16 protein-coding genes are annotated in these 16,526 nt (G+C 61.8%); 10 read left to right on the plus strand and 6 right to left on the minus strand.

Annotation, left to right across the window (positions count from 1 at the left end; translation table 11 throughout):
- Positions 1–54: 54 nt before the first annotated feature.
- Positions 55–1,410: an aminotransferase class III-fold pyridoxal phosphate-dependent enzyme gene (locus tag EK369_RS06100; protein WP_127112812.1), complete on the minus strand. Its 1,356-nt coding sequence runs from the start codon at positions 1,408–1,410 to the stop codon at positions 55–57.
- 13 nt (positions 1,411–1,423) lie between these two features.
- Positions 1,424–2,233 carry an IclR family transcriptional regulator gene (locus EK369_RS06105; RefSeq protein ID WP_127112813.1) on the minus strand — a complete coding sequence of 270 codons (810 nt, stop codon included), beginning with the start codon at positions 2,231–2,233 and terminating at the stop codon, positions 1,424–1,426.
- 161 nt (positions 2,234–2,394) lie between these two features.
- Between EK369_RS06105 and EK369_RS06110 the strand changes: the two genes are divergently transcribed.
- From EK369_RS06110 to EK369_RS06140, 7 genes are all read left to right on the plus strand, one after another.
- Positions 2,395–3,336 (plus strand): tripartite tricarboxylate transporter substrate-binding protein, encoded by a 942-nt coding sequence (locus EK369_RS06110; RefSeq protein ID WP_127112814.1) that lies wholly within the window; start codon positions 2,395–2,397, stop codon positions 3,334–3,336.
- A gap of 70 nt (positions 3,337–3,406) precedes the next feature.
- Entirely contained in the window at positions 3,407–3,937 is a 531-nt protein-coding gene (locus tag EK369_RS06115; protein WP_127112815.1) for a tripartite tricarboxylate transporter TctB family protein, read from the plus strand.
- 11 nt (positions 3,938–3,948) lie between these two features.
- Positions 3,949–5,595 carry a tripartite tricarboxylate transporter permease gene (locus tag EK369_RS06120; RefSeq protein WP_127112816.1) on the plus strand — a complete coding sequence of 549 codons (1,647 nt, stop codon included), beginning with the start codon at positions 3,949–3,951 and terminating at the stop codon, positions 5,593–5,595.
- Complete coding sequence (locus tag EK369_RS06125) at positions 5,577–6,944, plus strand: aldehyde dehydrogenase (protein WP_235871371.1); 1,368 nt, start codon at positions 5,577–5,579, stop codon at positions 6,942–6,944. Before EK369_RS06120 ends, EK369_RS06125 begins: the two co-directional genes overlap by 19 nt.
- Positions 6,941–8,233 carry an aspartate aminotransferase family protein gene (locus EK369_RS06130; protein WP_127112817.1) on the plus strand — a complete coding sequence of 431 codons (1,293 nt, stop codon included), beginning with the start codon at positions 6,941–6,943 and terminating at the stop codon, positions 8,231–8,233. The genes EK369_RS06125 and EK369_RS06130 overlap by 4 nt, the downstream gene beginning before the upstream one ends.
- Complete coding sequence (locus tag EK369_RS06135) at positions 8,233–9,165, plus strand: phosphotransferase enzyme family protein (protein ID WP_127112818.1); 933 nt, start codon at positions 8,233–8,235, stop codon at positions 9,163–9,165. Before EK369_RS06130 ends, EK369_RS06135 begins: the two co-directional genes overlap by 1 nt.
- Positions 9,162–10,394, plus strand: a complete 1,233-nt coding sequence (locus EK369_RS06140; RefSeq protein WP_127112819.1) for a Tm-1-like ATP-binding domain-containing protein — start codon at positions 9,162–9,164, stop codon at positions 10,392–10,394. The genes EK369_RS06135 and EK369_RS06140 overlap by 4 nt, the downstream gene beginning before the upstream one ends.
- A gap of 150 nt (positions 10,395–10,544) precedes the next feature.
- Here the strand turns inward: EK369_RS06140 and EK369_RS06145 are convergent, their stop codons facing one another.
- Positions 10,545–10,793: a hypothetical protein gene (locus EK369_RS06145; protein ID WP_206198043.1), complete on the minus strand. Its 249-nt coding sequence runs from the start codon at positions 10,791–10,793 to the stop codon at positions 10,545–10,547.
- A 131-nt stretch (positions 10,794–10,924) separates the two neighbouring features.
- Between EK369_RS06145 and EK369_RS06150 the strand changes: the two genes are divergently transcribed.
- Together EK369_RS06150 and EK369_RS06155 are read left to right on the plus strand one after the other, a co-directional pair.
- A complete protein-coding gene (locus EK369_RS06150) occupies positions 10,925–11,371 on the plus strand; it encodes an ion channel (RefSeq protein ID WP_127112820.1) in 447 nt (148 codons plus the stop codon).
- A gap of 15 nt (positions 11,372–11,386) precedes the next feature.
- A complete protein-coding gene (locus EK369_RS06155; RefSeq protein ID WP_127112821.1) occupies positions 11,387–11,896 on the plus strand; it encodes a DUF2478 domain-containing protein in 510 nt (169 codons plus the stop codon).
- On the opposite strand, the gene EK369_RS06160 is transcribed toward EK369_RS06155, so the two are convergent.
- Together EK369_RS06160 and EK369_RS06165 are read right to left on the minus strand one after the other, a co-directional pair.
- Positions 11,893–13,017: an AI-2E family transporter gene (locus EK369_RS06160; RefSeq protein ID WP_127112822.1), complete on the minus strand. Its 1,125-nt coding sequence runs from the start codon at positions 13,015–13,017 to the stop codon at positions 11,893–11,895. The genes EK369_RS06155 and EK369_RS06160 overlap by 4 nt on opposite strands.
- A gap of 11 nt (positions 13,018–13,028) precedes the next feature.
- The gene (locus EK369_RS06165; RefSeq protein ID WP_206198045.1) at positions 13,029–14,648 is read right to left on the minus strand and encodes an alpha/beta hydrolase; all 1,620 of its coding nucleotides are present in this window, start codon (positions 14,646–14,648) and stop codon (positions 13,029–13,031) included.
- Between the two features lie 136 nt (positions 14,649–14,784).
- Here EK369_RS06165 and EK369_RS06170 point away from each other — a divergent pair, with 136 nt between their 5' ends.
- Positions 14,785–15,627: a glucokinase gene (locus tag EK369_RS06170; protein ID WP_127112824.1), complete on the plus strand. Its 843-nt coding sequence runs from the start codon at positions 14,785–14,787 to the stop codon at positions 15,625–15,627.
- Here the strand turns inward: EK369_RS06170 and EK369_RS06175 are convergent.
- Positions 15,616–16,383: a sulfite exporter TauE/SafE family protein gene (locus EK369_RS06175; protein WP_127112825.1), complete on the minus strand. Its 768-nt coding sequence runs from the start codon at positions 16,381–16,383 to the stop codon at positions 15,616–15,618. The two genes, EK369_RS06170 and EK369_RS06175, sit on opposite strands and share 12 nt — an antisense overlap.
- Positions 16,384–16,526 lie beyond the last annotated feature (143 nt).

A 16,526-nucleotide genomic window follows, 5' to 3' on the forward strand; every position in this document is an offset into this window, starting at 1 on the left:
GGCCCTTAACCCACGATTCGCGCGGAACCGGCCAAATCACACCGCACGCTGCCTTTACGAAACCGCAGCAAACCCGGCGTCCAGCGACGACAGGATCACCTGCACATCGTCACTCGTCAGAACCAGCGGCGGAGACAGGATGATGGTATTGCCCGAGACCCGCACCATCGCGCCGGATTGATAGGTGACCTCATGAATGGTGCCGATGGATTGCTTGTCGATCGGCGCCTTGGTCGCGCGATCACTGACCAGCTCAATGGCATTCATCAGCCCGTGCCCGCCGCGCACATCACCAATCAGCTCGTACTTGTCCTGCAAGGCCAGCAACCCGGCCATCATCTCGGCACCCCGCGCGGCGGCGTTGTCCTTGACGTTCAGCCGCAGGGTTTCTGCGACACAGGCCAGCGCCGCTGCCGCGCCAACCGGGTGGCCGGAATAGGTATAGCCATGACCAATCGCCGCCTTGCCCGAGGTATCCTTTTCAAAGGTCTCGGTCATGTGGTCGGCAATCATCACGGCCCCAAAGGGGAAGTAGCCATTGGTGATCGCCTTGGCGGTCGCCATCATGTCGGGCTGCACACCCCAGTGGCGCGATCCGGTCCAGCTGCCGGTGCGCCCGAACGCCGTGATAACTTCGTCAGCAATCAGCAAGATACCGTTTTTGCTACAGATTTCCCGCACGCCGGGCATAAAGCTCTCATGCGGCGGAATCACACCTCCGGCCCCAAGGATCGGCTCCATGATCATCGCCGCGATGGTGTTCGCCCCCTGAAAGGCGATCTCGGCCTCCAGCGCCTCAAGGCACAGACCCGCCAGCTTTTCCGGATCGGTTTCATTGAACGGGTTGCGATAGGTATAGGGTGCGGGGATGTGGAAACAGCCCGGCAACAGCGGCTCGTACATGGTGCGGAAATTGGCATTGCCGTTGACCGACGCGCCACCCGTGTGCGTGCCGTGATAGCCCTTTTTCAGGCTCAGGTACTTGGTCCGCCCTTCTTCGCCGCGGATCTTGTGATACTGCCGCGCCAGCCGCAGCGCGGACTCCACCGAATCCGATCCACCCGAGGTGTAGAACGCCCGGCTCAACCCGTCGGGTGCATAGAACTCCCGCAGCACCTCCGAAAGCTCGATGATCGCGTCATTGGTGGTGCCCCGGAAGATTGAGTAGTAGGGCAACACGTCCAACTGCTTGGCGATGGCATCCTTTACCGGCTGACACGAAAACCCAAGGTTCACGTTCCACAGACCCCCGACGCCGTCGACCACCTCGTGCCCGTCCACATCCGAAATCCGCACGCCCTGCGCCCCGGTTACAATCACCGGCGGGTTGGCCAGATGATCCGCAGGATGCGCCATCGGATGCCACAGGGATTTTGCGTTTTTTTCTTTCAGGAAGTTGCTGTCTTTCATCGTCTTGGGCCTTTCAACTTTGTGCTCCGGCCGGGGTCGCCAGCAGAGCTTCGGATTTCTGTTTGAATTCATCGGGGACAAACCCCCCGAGCAATCGCGTCATGCGGAGCGAAGCCACTGCGACCTCGCGTTGAATGATCCCGCGCAGCTCGGGCGTCATGCGGGCCACGGGCGCCGCCACGGCCACCGCGCCGTAACAGGACTGGCGCGCGTCAAAGACCGGGCAAGCGTGGGAATGCACGTCTTCCTCGAACCCGCTGACCACCTCGGCAAGCCCAAGTTGGCGCGCCTGTGCCACCTGCTGTCGGATGACGTCGGGATTGGTTTCGGTTTGTGGCGTGCGTTTTTCCAGCGGCTCTGACAGCACCCGATCAGCAAGGTCCGCACCGTTAAACGCCAGCACCACCTGCCCCGAACTGGTCGAGTGAAAGTTGATCTGCTGGGCATCTTCCATGGTCACACGGGTGCCATGCTGAACGCTGTAGACATAGGCCAGGGTCGACAGAACCTGCCCCTGCAATACCGACATATGGGCGGTCTCGCCGGTTGCCTCGCTCAGATCTTTCAGCACTTTCTGTGCCACCTCACGGGTCGGAACGGCCGCTTCGCGCAGCGCCGCAAGACGCAGATAGATCGGACCCAGCCGATACTGCCGCCCGGTTCCGACCTGTTCAACGAATCCCTGCTCGGCCAATTCCGTCATCAAGCGATACACCGTCGCCTTGTTCAGACCTGACAGCCGCGTCATTTCACTCAGCCCGATCTCAGGGGCCGAGCGCGAGAAATAACTGAGCAATGACAGTGCTTTGGTAACGGTTCCCATTGGTCCTACACAGGTTGGATATCAAAAATTTGGACGTAACAGACAATCGGTTCACCGCTCATCTGTTAAAAGTGTTGACAGAAATATACTTAACCTGTCAATCTATTTTCGAACCTTCGGTTTATTTAATGAACCGACCGTTTCTAAGGGAGAAAGAAATTATGAAATCGAAAATGATCCTGGGCAGTACGCTCGCCCTGTCTTTGGCCGCGATGTCCGGCGCCGCACTGGCCGAGTATCCGGAAAAACCTGTCAGCTTTATCGTGCCGTGGCCTCCGGGCGATCTCGAAGACGTTCTGACCCGCATGATCGCCGAAGACTTTCAGGCGGCTTATGGCGTATCCGCAGCCGTGGTGAACAAGCCCGGTGGCGGCGGTGGCCCCTTCCCTGGCGCCATTGACGTGGCCACCGCACCGGCGGACGGCTACACCATCGGTTCCTTCGTGCCCGCAGTGCCGGTGATCGGTCACCAGATCGGCATTGACGAGCTGGCTGACGAAGTGTTCGAGCCCATCGGCATTTTCCTCACATATCCTTTCGTCATCGCCACCTCGGGCGACGCCCCCTATTCGTCGATGGCGGAACTGGCCGAGCACGCCAAGTCCAATGACGTTGCTCTGGGCCACTTTGGTCAGGTTCTGACCCCGACCAAGGTGACGCTGGCCTATGCTGCGAACGCCGGCTTCGAGTGGGGCTCGGACGCGGCGTTTGACGCGCTCGACTGCAACACGCTGGCTTCGGGTGACGCGGACGTGATCAACACGACCCTGCAGCTGATCCTGCCCTGCCTCGACAGCGTCAAGGTTCTCGCCTCGATCACCGGTGACCGCATTTCACTGACTCCGGACGCCCCGACGATTGGCGAGCTGGACCCGTCGCTCGACATTGCGCTGTGGAACGGTCTGTTTGTGCACAAGGACACCCCGGCAGACGTTCGCGAGAAAATCGCCGCCGTGGCCATGAAAACCGTGATGAGCGACCGTGCTCAGGCGATTGCCAAGGAAACCGGTGCTCAGGTCTACTGGGCGGATGCCGCGGCCTCGGCCGAGATCATCGCCAAAGACAAGGCGACCGGCGAAGTGATCTCGGGTATCCTCGAGTAATCAGCACCCCAAAATCCGGGCCGGAGGTGCATATACCCCCGGCCCGTTCTGTATCCGGAGTCTGGCCCTCATGAGCTCGCTTGAAGAAAAACGCTTCCCCGGCCCGCTACGCGGCCAGATCCTTTTTGCCATCGTCTTTCTTGTGGCTGCCGTGCTTTTGCTCTCGCAACTCGGCGATCAGACCAAGTGGATGAAACGCACCAAGTTCTTTGCCCAGCCCCGCTTTTGGCCGATGATCTCGATCACCGGCATGGTCATCTTCGGCGGCCTGCACCTTTGGAAACTCCCCCGGCGCAGATTTGTGCGCGCCGATGTGGTCGAGTGGCGGGTGTGGTTCTTTGCCATCGAATGGGTGTTGTGGTTCCTTCTTTATGTGATCCTCGTGCCGATCATCGGCTACCTGCCGGTCACCATGGTCTTTATGCCCCTTCTGGTCTGGCGCATGGGCTACCACAACAAACGCATGATGTGGGTTTCCGTAGGCTTTGGCGTCGCTGTCGTGCTGTTTTTCAAGGCCTTCCTTGACGTGAAGATCCCCGGCGGTGCGCTTTATGAATACTTGCCGGGCGCGCTCCGCAGTTTCTTTATCCTGAATTTCTGAAGGGCGCCGAAATGGACCTGATCCTCTCATCCATCGAGATTCTCGCCCGTTGGGACGTGCTTCTCGCGCTCTTGGCTGGCTCGGTCGGCGGCGTACTGATCGGCGCCATTCCCGGCGTCGGCCCCGCAGTGGCCATCGCCATCCTGTTGCCTGCCACCTTTTCGATGGACCCCATCGTCGGCCTCACCGTTCTCTTGGGCATCTACGGCTCATCCATGTACGGCGGCTCGATCCCCGCGATCCTGATCAACACGCCGGGCACCGCCGTCAACGCGCTGACCACATATGACGGCTACCCGATGACCACCCGGGGCGAGGCCCGCCGCGCCCTGTCACTGGCCTATTCCGCGTCGTTTTTCGGCGGCATCTTCTCGGTCATCTGCCTGATCCTGTTCGCGCCCATCCTCGCCAAAATCGCCCCGATGTTCGGCAGTCGCGAAATTTTCCTCGCCGCTCTTCTGGGCCTGTTGCTCGTGGTCGTTGCCCACCGGGGTCAGGCACTCATCGCAGCAGCCTTGGCCTGTTTCGGCATCTTCCTCAACACTGTCGGCCTTGAGCCAGTGAAATACACCAAGCGTTTCACCTTTGACCAAAGCTGGCTGTCAGGCGGCGTCAACCTGATCGTCGTGGTGCTTGGCCTCTTCGCCCTCTCACAGGCCTTTTACCTGCTCACCGGCGAAGACGAAAAAGTCCGCATGACCAAACTGCGCGGTGGCCTGTTCCAGGGTCTGCGCGAACTGGCCCGCCACCCGCGTGTGGCCGGGGTCTCCGGTACCTTTGGCGTCCTGATGGGCATGATCCCCGGCGTCGGCGAATTCACCGCCCAGTTCCTCAGCTACACCTACGCGCAGAAAACCTCGAAACGTCCGCAGGATTTCGGCCACGGCTCCTCCGAGGGCCTGATCGCGGCGGAAACCGCCAACAACGCCGTGCCCGCCGCCGCCATGGTGCCCTTGCTGGCGCTCGGCATTCCGGGCGAGGCACTGACTGCCATGATGCTCTCGGTCTTTTATGTGCACAACGTCGTGCCCGGTCCGCAGCTGTTCCAGAACGACATGGACTTTGTCGTCGCGCTTTACCTTGCACTTTTGTTGCTGAACATTTTGGTGCTGGTCTTTCTCCTGTTCGCCACCAACCAGCTCATCAAAGTGGTCAAGATCCCCAACCGGTTCCTAGGTGCGGCGATCCTCGTCCTGTCCTTTGTCGGCGTCTACAGCTTACGCAACTCGTTCACCGACTGCCTGATTGCCGCCTGCTTCGGCATCTTCGGCTTCGTGCTGAAACGCCTGTCGATCCCCGCCGTGCCGATCATCCTTGGCATGGTCCTCGGCGGCATCATGGAAGTCAAACTGCGCGCTGGTATGGCCCGCGTCAAAACCTTCCCCGATTTTTTCAAAGATGGTCGCGGCGACGACACCTCGCTGCGCCCCATCGCCGTGATCCTGTTTATCATGATCATCGGTGTGCTCATCATTCACTTCCGCCGCGTCTGGCTGGATCGCAAAGAACTCAAGGAGGCCAAATGGTCGACCAAACACGCGTCAACGAACTTCGGAATGCACCTGTCCCGCCGCAAGGATTATTTATTGAGGGAGCGTGGTCGCAAGGTTCGGGAGAAACACTTGAAGTACAATCCCCGATCGACGGGCAAACGCTAACCACGATCCCGCGTGCCACCCCTGCGGATGCGACGCGCGCCATTGCCTCGGCCCGCGCCGCCTTCGACGATGGCCGCTGGAGCCGCATGGCGCCCGCGGGCCGCAAAAAAGTGCTGCACAAGCTCGCCGACCTGATCGAGAAACACGCGCTTGAACTCGCCGTTCTTGGTGTGCGCGACAACGGCACCGAGCTGAACATGGCAATCAAGGCCGAAAGCGGCTCAGCCGCGGGCACCTTCCGCTACTACGCCGAGGCGCTGGACAAGGTGTATGGCGAGGTTGCCCCAACTGACCCCGGTTTCCTCGGGTTGATCCACAAGGAACCCGTCGGCGTGGTCGGCGCGATTGTGCCGTGGAACTTCCCGCTGATGATCGGGTCGTGGAAACTCGCGCCAGCCCTCGCCATGGGCAACTCCGTGGTGCTGAAACCCGCAGAAACTGCGTCTCTCTCCCTGCTGAAACTGGCCGAATTGGCGTCCGAGGCCGGCCTGCCCGACGGTGTGCTGAACGTGGTCACGGGACAGGGGTCCGTCGTCGGGGAAGCCATCGCGCTCTCGATGGATGTCGACGTACTGGTCTTTACCGGCTCCGGCGGCGTTGGTCGTCGCCTTTTGGAATACTCCGCGCGCTCGAACATGAAACGCTGCTACCTCGAGCTTGGCGGTAAATCCCCCAACCTTGTCTTTGCTGACGCGCCGAACCTAGACGAAGCGGCTAAAGTCTCGGCCATGGGCATCTTCCGCAACTCAGGCCAAGTCTGCGTCTCCGGTTCGCGCCTTCTGGTCGAGGAATCCATCCACGACGATTTCGTCGCACAAGTCGCCAAATACGCCGCCGCGCTCAAGGTTGGCGACCCGCTCGACCTCGGCAATGACGTCGGCGCAGTGAACTCGCTCACCCAACTTCAGGGCAACCTCGGCTTCGTCGACTCGGCCCGCGCCGACGGCAACACCATCTACCTCGGTGGCAATCGCATCCTCGAAGACACCGGCGGTTTCTACATGGAACCCACCATCGTCACCGACGTGAAACCCACCGACCGTCTGGCGCAGGACGAGGTGTTCGGCCCCGTCCTTGGCGTCTTGCCGTTCAAGTCCGACGAAGAAGCCATCACGCTGGCCAACAACTCGATCTACGGCCTCGCGGGCGGTGTCTGGACCTCGAACCTCTCTCGCGCGCATAAGATGATCCGCGGCATCCGCTCAGGCGTCATCCACGTCAACACCTACGGCGGCCCGGACAACACCGTGCCCTTGGGCGGCGTCAAACAGTCCGGCAACGGCCACGATAAATCCCTGCACGCGCTGGAAAAATACGTCGATCTCAAAACCGCCTGGATCAAGCTGTGACCGATACGCAAACCCTGATCGACCGCCGTGCACAACTGCTCGGCCCCAATGTCTCGACCTTCTACGAGGACCCGATCCATATGGTAAAGGGTGACGGCGTCTGGGTCTGGGACGCGGACGGGCGCAAGTATCTCGACTGCTACAACAACGTGCCGCACGTCGGCCACTGCCACCCCAAAGTGGTCGAGGCGATCTGCCAACAAGCCGGAACACTCAACACCCACACGCGTTATTTGCATGAGGGTATCCTGAACTATGTCGAAGCGCTGACCGACACCTTTGCCGAGCCGCTCAACACCGCGATCATGACCTGCACGGGGTCCGAAGCCAACGACATCGCCCTGCGCATGGCCCAAGCCGTGAGCGGCAACACCGGCGTCATCGCGACCGATCACACCTACCACGGCAACACCATGGCCGTGTCACAACTCAGCTGCACCAACCCGCCGCCCAACCGCTGGGATAACGTCGCCTATGTCCCCGCCCCCGACAGCTATCGCCCCTTGGGAGGAGAAAGCGGCGTGGCCCACGCGCAGGCCTTTGCCGCCGCCGTGGAACAGGCCATCGCAGACCTCGCCTCGCGCGGTCATGGCCTCTCAGCCCTCATCATCTGCCCCTATTTCGCCAACGAAGGCTTTCCCACGCTGGAAAAGGGCTTCCTGCAGTCCGCCATCGACGCCGTGCGCAAGGCTGGTGGCATTATCATCGCCGACGAGGTGCAACCCGGTTTCGGCCGCCTCGGCACCAATTTCTGGGGCCACCAAAAGGCGGGCTTTCTGCCAGACGTCATCACCATGGGAAAACCCATGGCCAACGGCCACCCGGTCGGCGGCGTGGTCACCAGCCTCGACACCATGACCGCCTTTCGCAAGGATTTCCGCTATTTCAACACCTTCGGCGGCAACCCTGTGTCAGCTGCTGCAGCCCTGGCGACCCTCAAAGTGGTGCAAGACGAAGGCCTGATGGAAAACGCACGGCACGTCGGTGACTATGCCCGCGAGGGCCTGCGCCAACTGGCCCAAACCCACGCCTGCATCGGTGATGTGCGCGGCTCGGGCCTGTTCTTTGGCGCCGAAATGGTGTTGGACCACGACGCCAAAACCCCCGCCACCGCCTTTACCAAGAAGATCGCCAATGCCATGCGCCAAAAGGGTGTTCTGCTGAACTTCCTCGGCATCCACTACAACGCCCTGAAAATCCGCCCACCATTGCCTTTCTCGAAAGAAAACGCCGATTACATGCTGGAACGGCTCGACGAAGCCCTCACCGAAACCCCGCTGGAGCCGTGATGGAACAGCGCGTCAAACAAGCACTGTCCCTTTGGGGCATGGAGGGTGCATCGGCCACCCTCGCAGCCCAGCGGGAAAACCACGTCTACCGCGTGAACCATGGCCCGCAATCCTACGCCCTGCGTTTCCACCGTCCCGGCTATCGCACCGAGGCCGAACTGCTCTCGGAGCTGGACTGGTGCCATTATCTTGCAGGACACGACCTGCATGTCCCCCGCCCCGAACCTGATTGCGCCGCCAATCCTCTGCCCAAGATCGGTGACACCTATGTCAGCCTTCTGCCGTGGTTGTCCGGCACGCCAATTGGCGAAGGCACCGAGATCACCGGAGACGCAAATGCGATGACCTTTCGCGTGGGGCATGAGATGGCGCGCCTGCATGACCTCACGGACCGATGGCAACGCCCGCCCACATTTACCCGGCCCGACTGGACGTGCGAGGCGCTGGTTGGCGACACTCCGCTGTGGGGTCCTTTCTGGGATCATCCGGACCTGTCGCCCGACGAGGTTGCGCTGCTGCAAGACGCTCGCACCGCCGCGCGCCGCGACATGGCGCTGGTGTCAGAAGACACCGGCCTCATTCACGCCGACATACTTGCCGAGAACCTGCTGCTGGACGAGGATCACCTTTGCCTTTTGGACTTCGACGACAGCGCAACCGGCTACCGCGCCTTTGAACTCGCCACCTTCCTTTTGCGCTATGTCGAGCGCCCGGACTTTGCCGAGCTGTCATCAGCTATCATTGATGGCTACTCCATACGCCGACGTATAGAACAAGATGAACTCTCCCTCGCCCTCTTGCTGCGCGCACTGACCTACGTGGGCTGGATCATCCCCCGCCGACACGAACCCGGCGGCGCCACCCGATCCAAACGCATGATTGCACGGGCCACCCGACTTGCCCAATCCTACCTGAACCGGAGACCCCTATGACCCAGGACAAGACCATCCTCGTCATCGGCACTTATGACACCAAGGACGATGAGCTGAACTACATGCGCGACTGCATCCAGGGTCAGGGCGGCCACGTCCTGTCGATGGATATCTCGGTGCTCGGCGACCCTTCGGAACCCACCGATTATTCCAAACACGCCGTCGCGGAGGAGGGCGGCTCTTCGATCCAGGAAGCCATCGACAGCGGTGATGAAAACCACGCCATGCAGATCATGGCCCGCGGCGGCGCCCTGCTCGCCCTGCGCCTCTACCGCGAGGGCAAGATCGACGGCGTTGTCGTGCTTGGCGGCACCATGGGCACCGATGTGGCACTCGATATCTGCCAGGCGCTGCCGCTGGGTGTGCCCAAATACGTGGTCTCCACGGTCAGCTTCTCGCATCTGCTGCCCCCCGAACGCCTCGCCGCCGACATCCAGATGATCCTCTGGGCCGGGGGCCTCTACGGCCTCAATTCAGTCTGTAAATCCTCGCTCTCGCAAGCCGCCGGTGCTGTCCTCGGCGCCGCCCGCGCCGTCGAGAAACCCGCCAAGGACAAACCGCTGATCGGCATGACCTCCTTTGGCAAAACCATCCTGCACTACATGGTCACCCTGAAACCCGCCCTCGAAGAGCGCGGCTTTGAGGTCGCCGTCTTCCACGCCACCGGCATGGGCGGACGGGCTTTCGAATCGCTGGCCGCCGAAGGCGCCTTTGCCTGTGTGATGGATTTCGCCACGCAAGAGGTCGGCAACCACCTGATGGGCGGCCTCAGCGCAGGCGCCGACCGCCTCACCAACGCCGGCGCCACCGCCACACCCCAGATCGTCGCGCCCGCCTGCTATGATCTCGTGGACTTTGTCGGCTGGAAACCACTCCCCGAGCGCATGGGCGACAAACCCGCCCACGATCACAACCGCCTGCTGAAATCCGTCGTGCTCGACAACGACGAACGCCGCGAGGTGGCTCGCACCCACTCGGAAAAACTCAGCACCGCCAAAGGCCCCACAACCTTCATCATGCCCAAGGGTGGATGTAACGAATGGGATCGCCCCGGCGCGCCCTTGCATGACGCAGACGGTCTCGCCGCCTTCATCGACGAAATCGCCAATACCATGCCCGCCAACGTCGACCACCACCCGCTTGATTGCCACATTAACGACGCCGAGTTTTGCGATACGGTGCTGGCGATCTTCGACCAATGGGTCGCCGACGGCACCATCAAGGCGTGAACGTCAAAGGGGCAGACCAACGCCCGCCCCTTCATTTCGCCAAAAGTACTCCGGGGTGAATTGGCCCCCAGGGGGCCAAGAGGGGCAGCGCCCCTCGCCCAACCTCAACTCTTGGGTTCAGATTTCCCGTCATAGCGCCTCTTGCAGCCCTCAGGGAACATGCGGCACGGGCTTGGCCACTGACGGGATCGCCAGCAGCTTGGCCGAGACAACGCCGGTGGAACCGCGCACCCAGTTGATCTTGATATCCGGGTGACGCACCGGAAAGACCTCCACATAGCAGGCAAGGTCCTCGGCCTCGATGGCGCTGTAAACCGTCAGCTCGGTCTCAGCATACGCCGCACCATTTCCCAGAGCCGCAGTAAGTGCCGCCAGAAAACTCACCTCGTTGCAAGCCATTGATTTTGTGTAAATTACTTGGATTTTCATACTTTCCAAAAGTGTGTGACGCAGCAACCTCGACCACCTGCTTGCAAATCTTCCTGTGCCGCAGAATACTGGCGGTCAATTCAAGCACCTAAGGCCCGCTCGTGACACTGCTCAGCCAATTGTTCTGGGGATCGGTATTCCTCACCATCTGCGCCGTCATCCACGTGCTGGCGATCGCGATGTTCACCAGCTACCTGACGCGCCTCTCCGAGATGCTCATCCATCGCGGGCGCTTTGTGCGCATTTCCGCCATCGTTGGTGCCGCCTTTGGTATGATCACCTTTTCCCACACCGTCCAGGTCTGGATCTGGGCCAAGGCGTTCATGCTCATGGGGGTCATTGCCGACCTCAACAGCGCGCTCTATTTCGCGCTCGTCACCTATTCCACCGTGGGCTACGGCGACCTCACACTCGGCCCCGGCACCCGCATCTTTGGCACCTTTGCCGGGGTCAGCGGCATCCTGACCCTTGGTGTCAGCACGGCCATTCTCGTGGCTCTTCTGGGCCGCCTGTTGCCCCGCCACGAACCATCACACCATGACAGCTGAGCGCCGCCCATCGCCATGACCAAGATCGCTTACACCATGACCGAAGGCAAAGGCGCGCTCGACCGCCTGCTTGCCGACTTTGCCGAAACGCTGGCCGCGCGGGGTGTGCGCACCTGTGGCATCGTGCAGATCAACACCGATTGCGACAGCGGCTATCGCTGCGACATGGATGTGCAGGTCTTGCCCGACGGAGACCGCATCCGCATTTCGCAACAACTGGGCCGCGACTCTACCGGGTGCCGCCTTGACCCTGCGGCGCTGACCCAGGCCGTCGCCGATGTCTCGCGCCAGATGGAGCAGGACTTTGACATCTTCATCCTGAACAAATTCGGCAAGCAAGAGGCCGAGGGCGGCGGGTTCCGCGACCTCATCGCCACCGCGCTCGAGCGGGGGGCAGCCGTGATCGCGGGCACAAACGGCCTCAACACGCAGCGGTTCGAGGCCTTCTCCGGCGGCCTCGCCACCCGCGTTGCCCCGACTCCAAAGGCGCTGCTCGACTGGTACGACGCGCCCGAAACGGACTAGTCCGCGTCAACCCTGGTTGCCGGGGCCTCGCCGGTGTTGGTCAGCAAGATTGCGATGGCCCGGGTCGCCGGGAACATCGCCATCACCGTCATGATGCCACTGGTCAGCACCACCGACAGGATGGCGCCAACCAAACCCCAGATCGACGTCCACACCGCCAACGAGAACATGACGACCACCGGGCTGATGTTCAGGGTGCGCCCCATCAGGCGTGGCTCCCAAAAGTATCCAACCCCCATCTGCGCCGCCCCCAGCAACAGCGCAATCATCAACACGTCATAGCTGAGGCCGAACTGGCCAACCGCAAACAGCATCGGCAAAGCCATGGCCACCCAGCTGCCGACATAGGGGATATAGTTGAAAATCGCTGTCAGCACGGCAAAGAACGCCGCAAACTCCAACCCGTAAAACAGGAAGATGGCATAGCAAATGCCCCCCAGCACCGCGTTCACCATGGTCTTGGTGGTGAAATAGGTGCCGATCTGCGCGATGATCTCGTTGATCGCCTCCCAGGCTTCGCGCCGCTTTTCGGGGTTTGGCACCAGCGCTGCAACCTTGCGATCCACCGTTGCCTTTTCGAACAGGAACAGGATCGCATAGATAAAGACCAGCACCATGTACCCCGCCGAATAACTCAGCGAATTCAGCGAATAGCGAATGACCCCCTGCAGATCGACCGAATCCGACAGGATCTTGTTCACCGAATACCAGGTCAGCTCGACCTCGACGTCGAATTGCCGCGCCACATCCGTGACAATCGCCGAAAACGTCTCGACATATTGCGGCAGCGCCCGCACCACGGCCTCGAGGTTGCGGGCAAAGAACCCCACCCCGATCAGCAGCACGACGAACAGCACAAGACCCGTCATCGTCAGCCGCAACCACACCGGCACCACGGCGCCGTTAAAGGGCAAGCGCCCCATCTGGCGCGAGATCCCATCCATCAGGAACGCCAACAGCGCCCCCAGCACCACCGGCACCAGCAGCGCCTCGGCAATCGCCAGCACCCAGCCGATGGAAATGGTGGCCAACAGCGCCATGCTGATCGCGATTGACCTGAGATAGTTTTGCCCGTCCATGTTCACGACCCTTCGCCCGATGTCCTGGCCATTCCCTGCCACACCGTCCGATCCTATCTAACCAACGGGAACGACTTTTTAAACCGTATCAGATCTTCGGGGTCCCACCCCTCGGGCTCGGTCACCGCCACCCAGGCGTCGATATAGTCGCGATGGGCGTATTCATGGCCATGCCCCATGGGCGTCACCAGCGAATTGGCCATGTCGACCAAGAGCTGCAGGAACGTCACCCCCGGCACCCAGTGCAGCTGCTCAGACACATCCGGCCCGCGCGGGGTCAGCCAGTCGGGACGCCGAAAAAACGCCGCCGGATCAAAGAACACCACCGGGTCCGAGGCGTACTGCAGGTACACGATCCGGATCGGCCCCCAGGGGCGCGGGTCCTCGGCCACCGCGTTGTACTGGTTCTTGAACCGCACAAAGGCGCCATCCCCATATTCCGGCCGCCACGCCGGGCTGCCCGGATTGCGCCGCCGCGTGATATCGCTGTGCACCGAGTTCAGAAACGGCGGCCCCACCCAAAGCGCGCCCTGGATCGGATCCGTCAGCATCTCATACAGCCGCGTTGCCCGTTCTGACCCAAAAGACCCGAGACTCAGGCCAAACAGATACAGCCGCGGCCGCGTCTGTTCCGGCAGGCTGCGCCAATGGTCATAGACCGCCGTGAACAAGGCACGCGCCGACTCCGAGCTGATGCCCGGCTCGACCATCATCGACACGTAACTCGACAGATAGGAATACTGCATTGCCACAGTCGCCACATCGCCGCCATGCAACACTTCCAGCGTGTCAAAGGCCGCCTCGTCCATCCAGCCGGTGCCGGTTGGCGTGGCAATCACCAGCACCCTGCGCTCAAAGCCGCCCACGCGGATCAACTCGTCCAACGCCAGCCGCGCCCGGTCTGCCACCGTCGGGGCCGAGTTCAGCCCGACATAGACCCTCAGCGGCGCCTTGGCACCCGCGCCGGTCCAGCCTGCGATATGCTCAACGGTCTGCGCATCATTGACGAAATCCCGCCCCGCTGCCCCCAGTTCCTCCCAGGTCACCAGCGACTCGGCGCTACCGGCGCGGTGGGCCTCGTGCGGGGCCTCGGTCTCGGGATCAATCATCAGGTCGCGCAGCTGGAACATGTCGTCCAGCGCCGCCATGCCGACCCGTGTGACCAAGCCGTCCGCCAGCATCGCCACCAGCGCAATCGCCACCAATCCGCCCAGCCCCACCGAAATCCGCCGTGGCACGCGGGCATAGAACCGCCGCGACAGGCTTACCACGAACAGGATCACCATGCGCACCAGCCCCAGCACCACCGCAGCCGTCACCAGCGCGATCACCGCCACATAGATCGGATGCGCCGTCGCGACATCCTCCATCCCGACCTTGACCCGGACCGAGTTCTGCCACTCTGCCGCCCGACTCAGCGCCACCAGCGCAGTGCCAACAGCCAGCCCTGCCGCCGCCCACAGCACCGCCCGCCAGACGCGCGGTGGCAGCACCGGCAGTTCCAGGAACCGCCACAGAAGCTGTCCGATCTTGCCAATCCAGTAGCCCAGCGCAAAGGCAAAACCGCCCAAAACCCCCTGAAACAGGAAATCGCGTGGCACCAGCGACGGGGTCAGCGAGGCAGCAAACAGGCAGGCCCCCAGCAACAGACCCGAAGCACTTAGCCGGGACATCCACAGCACCATTTAATTCGACTCTCGCATTAAATACCTTTATGGTCCAAGGTGACACATGTAGACGCGCAAGACCATCCGATGTTAAAGCCTGCCCAAGTGGCGGGATTCTGCGCGACAAGTCAGGGAGAGGCGCATGTTCCTTTTGACAGATACCGGGGGCACCAACACCCGCATCGCCGTTGGCGATGGCTCCGGCATTCTGCGAGATTCCGTGCAAAGCTATCGCAACGCAGATTTCGACAGCTTTGACGACGTGGTACAAACCTATGTGACCGATCAAGGGCACAGATCATTCGCGGCCTGCGCCTTTGCCTTTGCCGGGCCCGTCAAAGGCCGTGCCCCGCGCCTGACCAACCTGCATTGGCAGATCGACGCCGACCACCTGCAACAGACCCTCGCTGCCCCGGTGCGCCTGCTCAACGATCTCGAGGCCATGGGCCGCGCCCTGCCCGCGCTGGCGCCGGGTGACCTGCTGCCCCTGTCGTCCGGCCACGGCGTCGACAACGGCCAACTGCTTGCCGTGGGTGTCGGCACCGGCATGAACGCCTGCGCGGTCAAACCGCAGCGCGATGCCGGACCCGCTGTCTGGGCCTGCGAATACGGCCATGCACCGCTGCCGGCACCGCTACACAAAGCGATTGAAGACACCGGCTTGCGCTTGCGCGAGGCCACCGTCATCGAGCATCTGTTCAGCGGGCGCGGCCTGGCCATGTGCCGCGAGGCCGGCATCTCCGATCTCACCTATGCCGGTTGGCTTGGCCAGCTCTGTGCCACGCTCTCGGTGCAGTTCCTGCCACTTGGTGGTCTCTATCTCGCCGGGGGCGTTGCCCGCGCCGTGCTCACCCCCGAAGGCATTGCCCCCTTTCAGCACAGCCTGCGCACCGCCCTGCCGCATATGGCCACTGAACCGCCTGTGTCCTTGATCACTGCGGACGATGCCGCGCTTCAGGGGTGTCTGTCGGTGCTAACCCATTAGCCCCCTGCGCACGATGTTCAGCGCGGCGATGCTCAGCACAATCAGCGTCGCGCGTTTAAAGGTCTTCTGGTCAATCCGGTCCTGAATCCGCCCACCGATCCACATTCCCAGAATTGCGGGCACCACCAGCAACGCTGAAAAGGGCGCGGTCTGAGCGTTGAAGACACCCGATCCAACATGCGCGCCCAGCAGTGCCACCGCCCCAAGGCCATAGATCACCCCCTGCACCCGCATCTGTTCGGTCTTTTCCGTGCCCAGCGCCGTCAGATACAACACCGTGGGCGGCCCCCACATGCCAGACAAACCGCCAATCGCCCCGGCAAAGGCCCCGATCCCCAACTCCAGCCGCGGTGTCGGCTTTGGCAGATGCAGCACCACGCCAAACAGCTGGATCAACGCAAACCCCGCCACCGGCACCCCGATCACCAACAGGAACACATCCGGCGGCAAGACCCGCACCAATTGCGCCGAGGCGATCATGGTGAAAAACCCCGCCGCCAGAAACAGCCGGAACCGTTTGACCGACCCCCAGGCCGCACCAATCCCCTGACGCAGCGCCTGCATGCCATTTGTGACAACCGTGGGCACGATCAACCCCGCCAGCGCCAGCTCTGGCGACAAGAATGCCGTCAGCCCCGAAATCAGGATCATCGGCATGCCGAACCCCACGGTGCCCTTGACGATTCCCGCCAGCACCGCCACGCAAAGGGCCACAGCGAACATCGCCGGACTCATGATTTGAAACACCGTCTCCATACCTCATGGATAGGAGGTTCCGGCAGGCGAGGCAAAGCTTCGTCGCGCAACAAACGAACAAATCATATTCTGCACCCGCATTATTGTTGCGCTGCAAGTGCAAAAGAATTATGTCACAGTGCAGCAAACACAAGGTATGATTC

Source organism: Shimia sediminis (genome assembly GCF_003990645.1).
GTDB lineage: Bacteria > Pseudomonadota > Alphaproteobacteria > Rhodobacterales > Rhodobacteraceae > Shimia > Shimia sediminis.

Bases quoted from the DNA above. Each gene is read 5' to 3' on its own strand.
- EK369_RS06165 (WP_206198045.1), bottom strand. From the start codon at position 14,648: ATGTCCCGGCTAAGTGCTTCGGGTCTGTTGCTGGGGGCCTGCCTGTTT.
- EK369_RS06110 (WP_127112814.1), top strand. From the start codon at position 2,395: ATGAAATCGAAAATGATCCTGGGCAGTACGCTCGCCCTGTCTTTGGCC.
- EK369_RS06100 (WP_127112812.1), bottom strand. From the start codon at position 1,410: ATGAAAGACAGCAACTTCCTGAAAGAAAAAAACGCAAAATCCCTGTGG.
- EK369_RS06175 (WP_127112825.1), bottom strand. From the start codon at position 16,383: ATGGAGACGGTGTTTCAAATCATGAGTCCGGCGATGTTCGCTGTGGCC.
- EK369_RS06140 (WP_127112819.1), top strand. From the start codon at position 9,162: ATGACCCAGGACAAGACCATCCTCGTCATCGGCACTTATGACACCAAG.
- EK369_RS06145 (WP_206198043.1), bottom strand. From the start codon at position 10,793: ATGGCTTGCAACGAGGTGAGTTTTCTGGCGGCACTTACTGCGGCTCTG.
- EK369_RS06105 (WP_127112813.1), bottom strand. From the start codon at position 2,233: ATGGGAACCGTTACCAAAGCACTGTCATTGCTCAGTTATTTCTCGCGC.
- EK369_RS06115 (WP_127112815.1), top strand. From the start codon at position 3,407: ATGAGCTCGCTTGAAGAAAAACGCTTCCCCGGCCCGCTACGCGGCCAG.
- EK369_RS06155 (WP_127112821.1), top strand. From the start codon at position 11,387: ATGACCAAGATCGCTTACACCATGACCGAAGGCAAAGGCGCGCTCGAC.
- EK369_RS06135 (WP_127112818.1), top strand. From the start codon at position 8,233: ATGGAACAGCGCGTCAAACAAGCACTGTCCCTTTGGGGCATGGAGGGT.
- EK369_RS06120 (WP_127112816.1), top strand. From the start codon at position 3,949: ATGGACCTGATCCTCTCATCCATCGAGATTCTCGCCCGTTGGGACGTG.
- EK369_RS06170 (WP_127112824.1), top strand. From the start codon at position 14,785: ATGTTCCTTTTGACAGATACCGGGGGCACCAACACCCGCATCGCCGTT.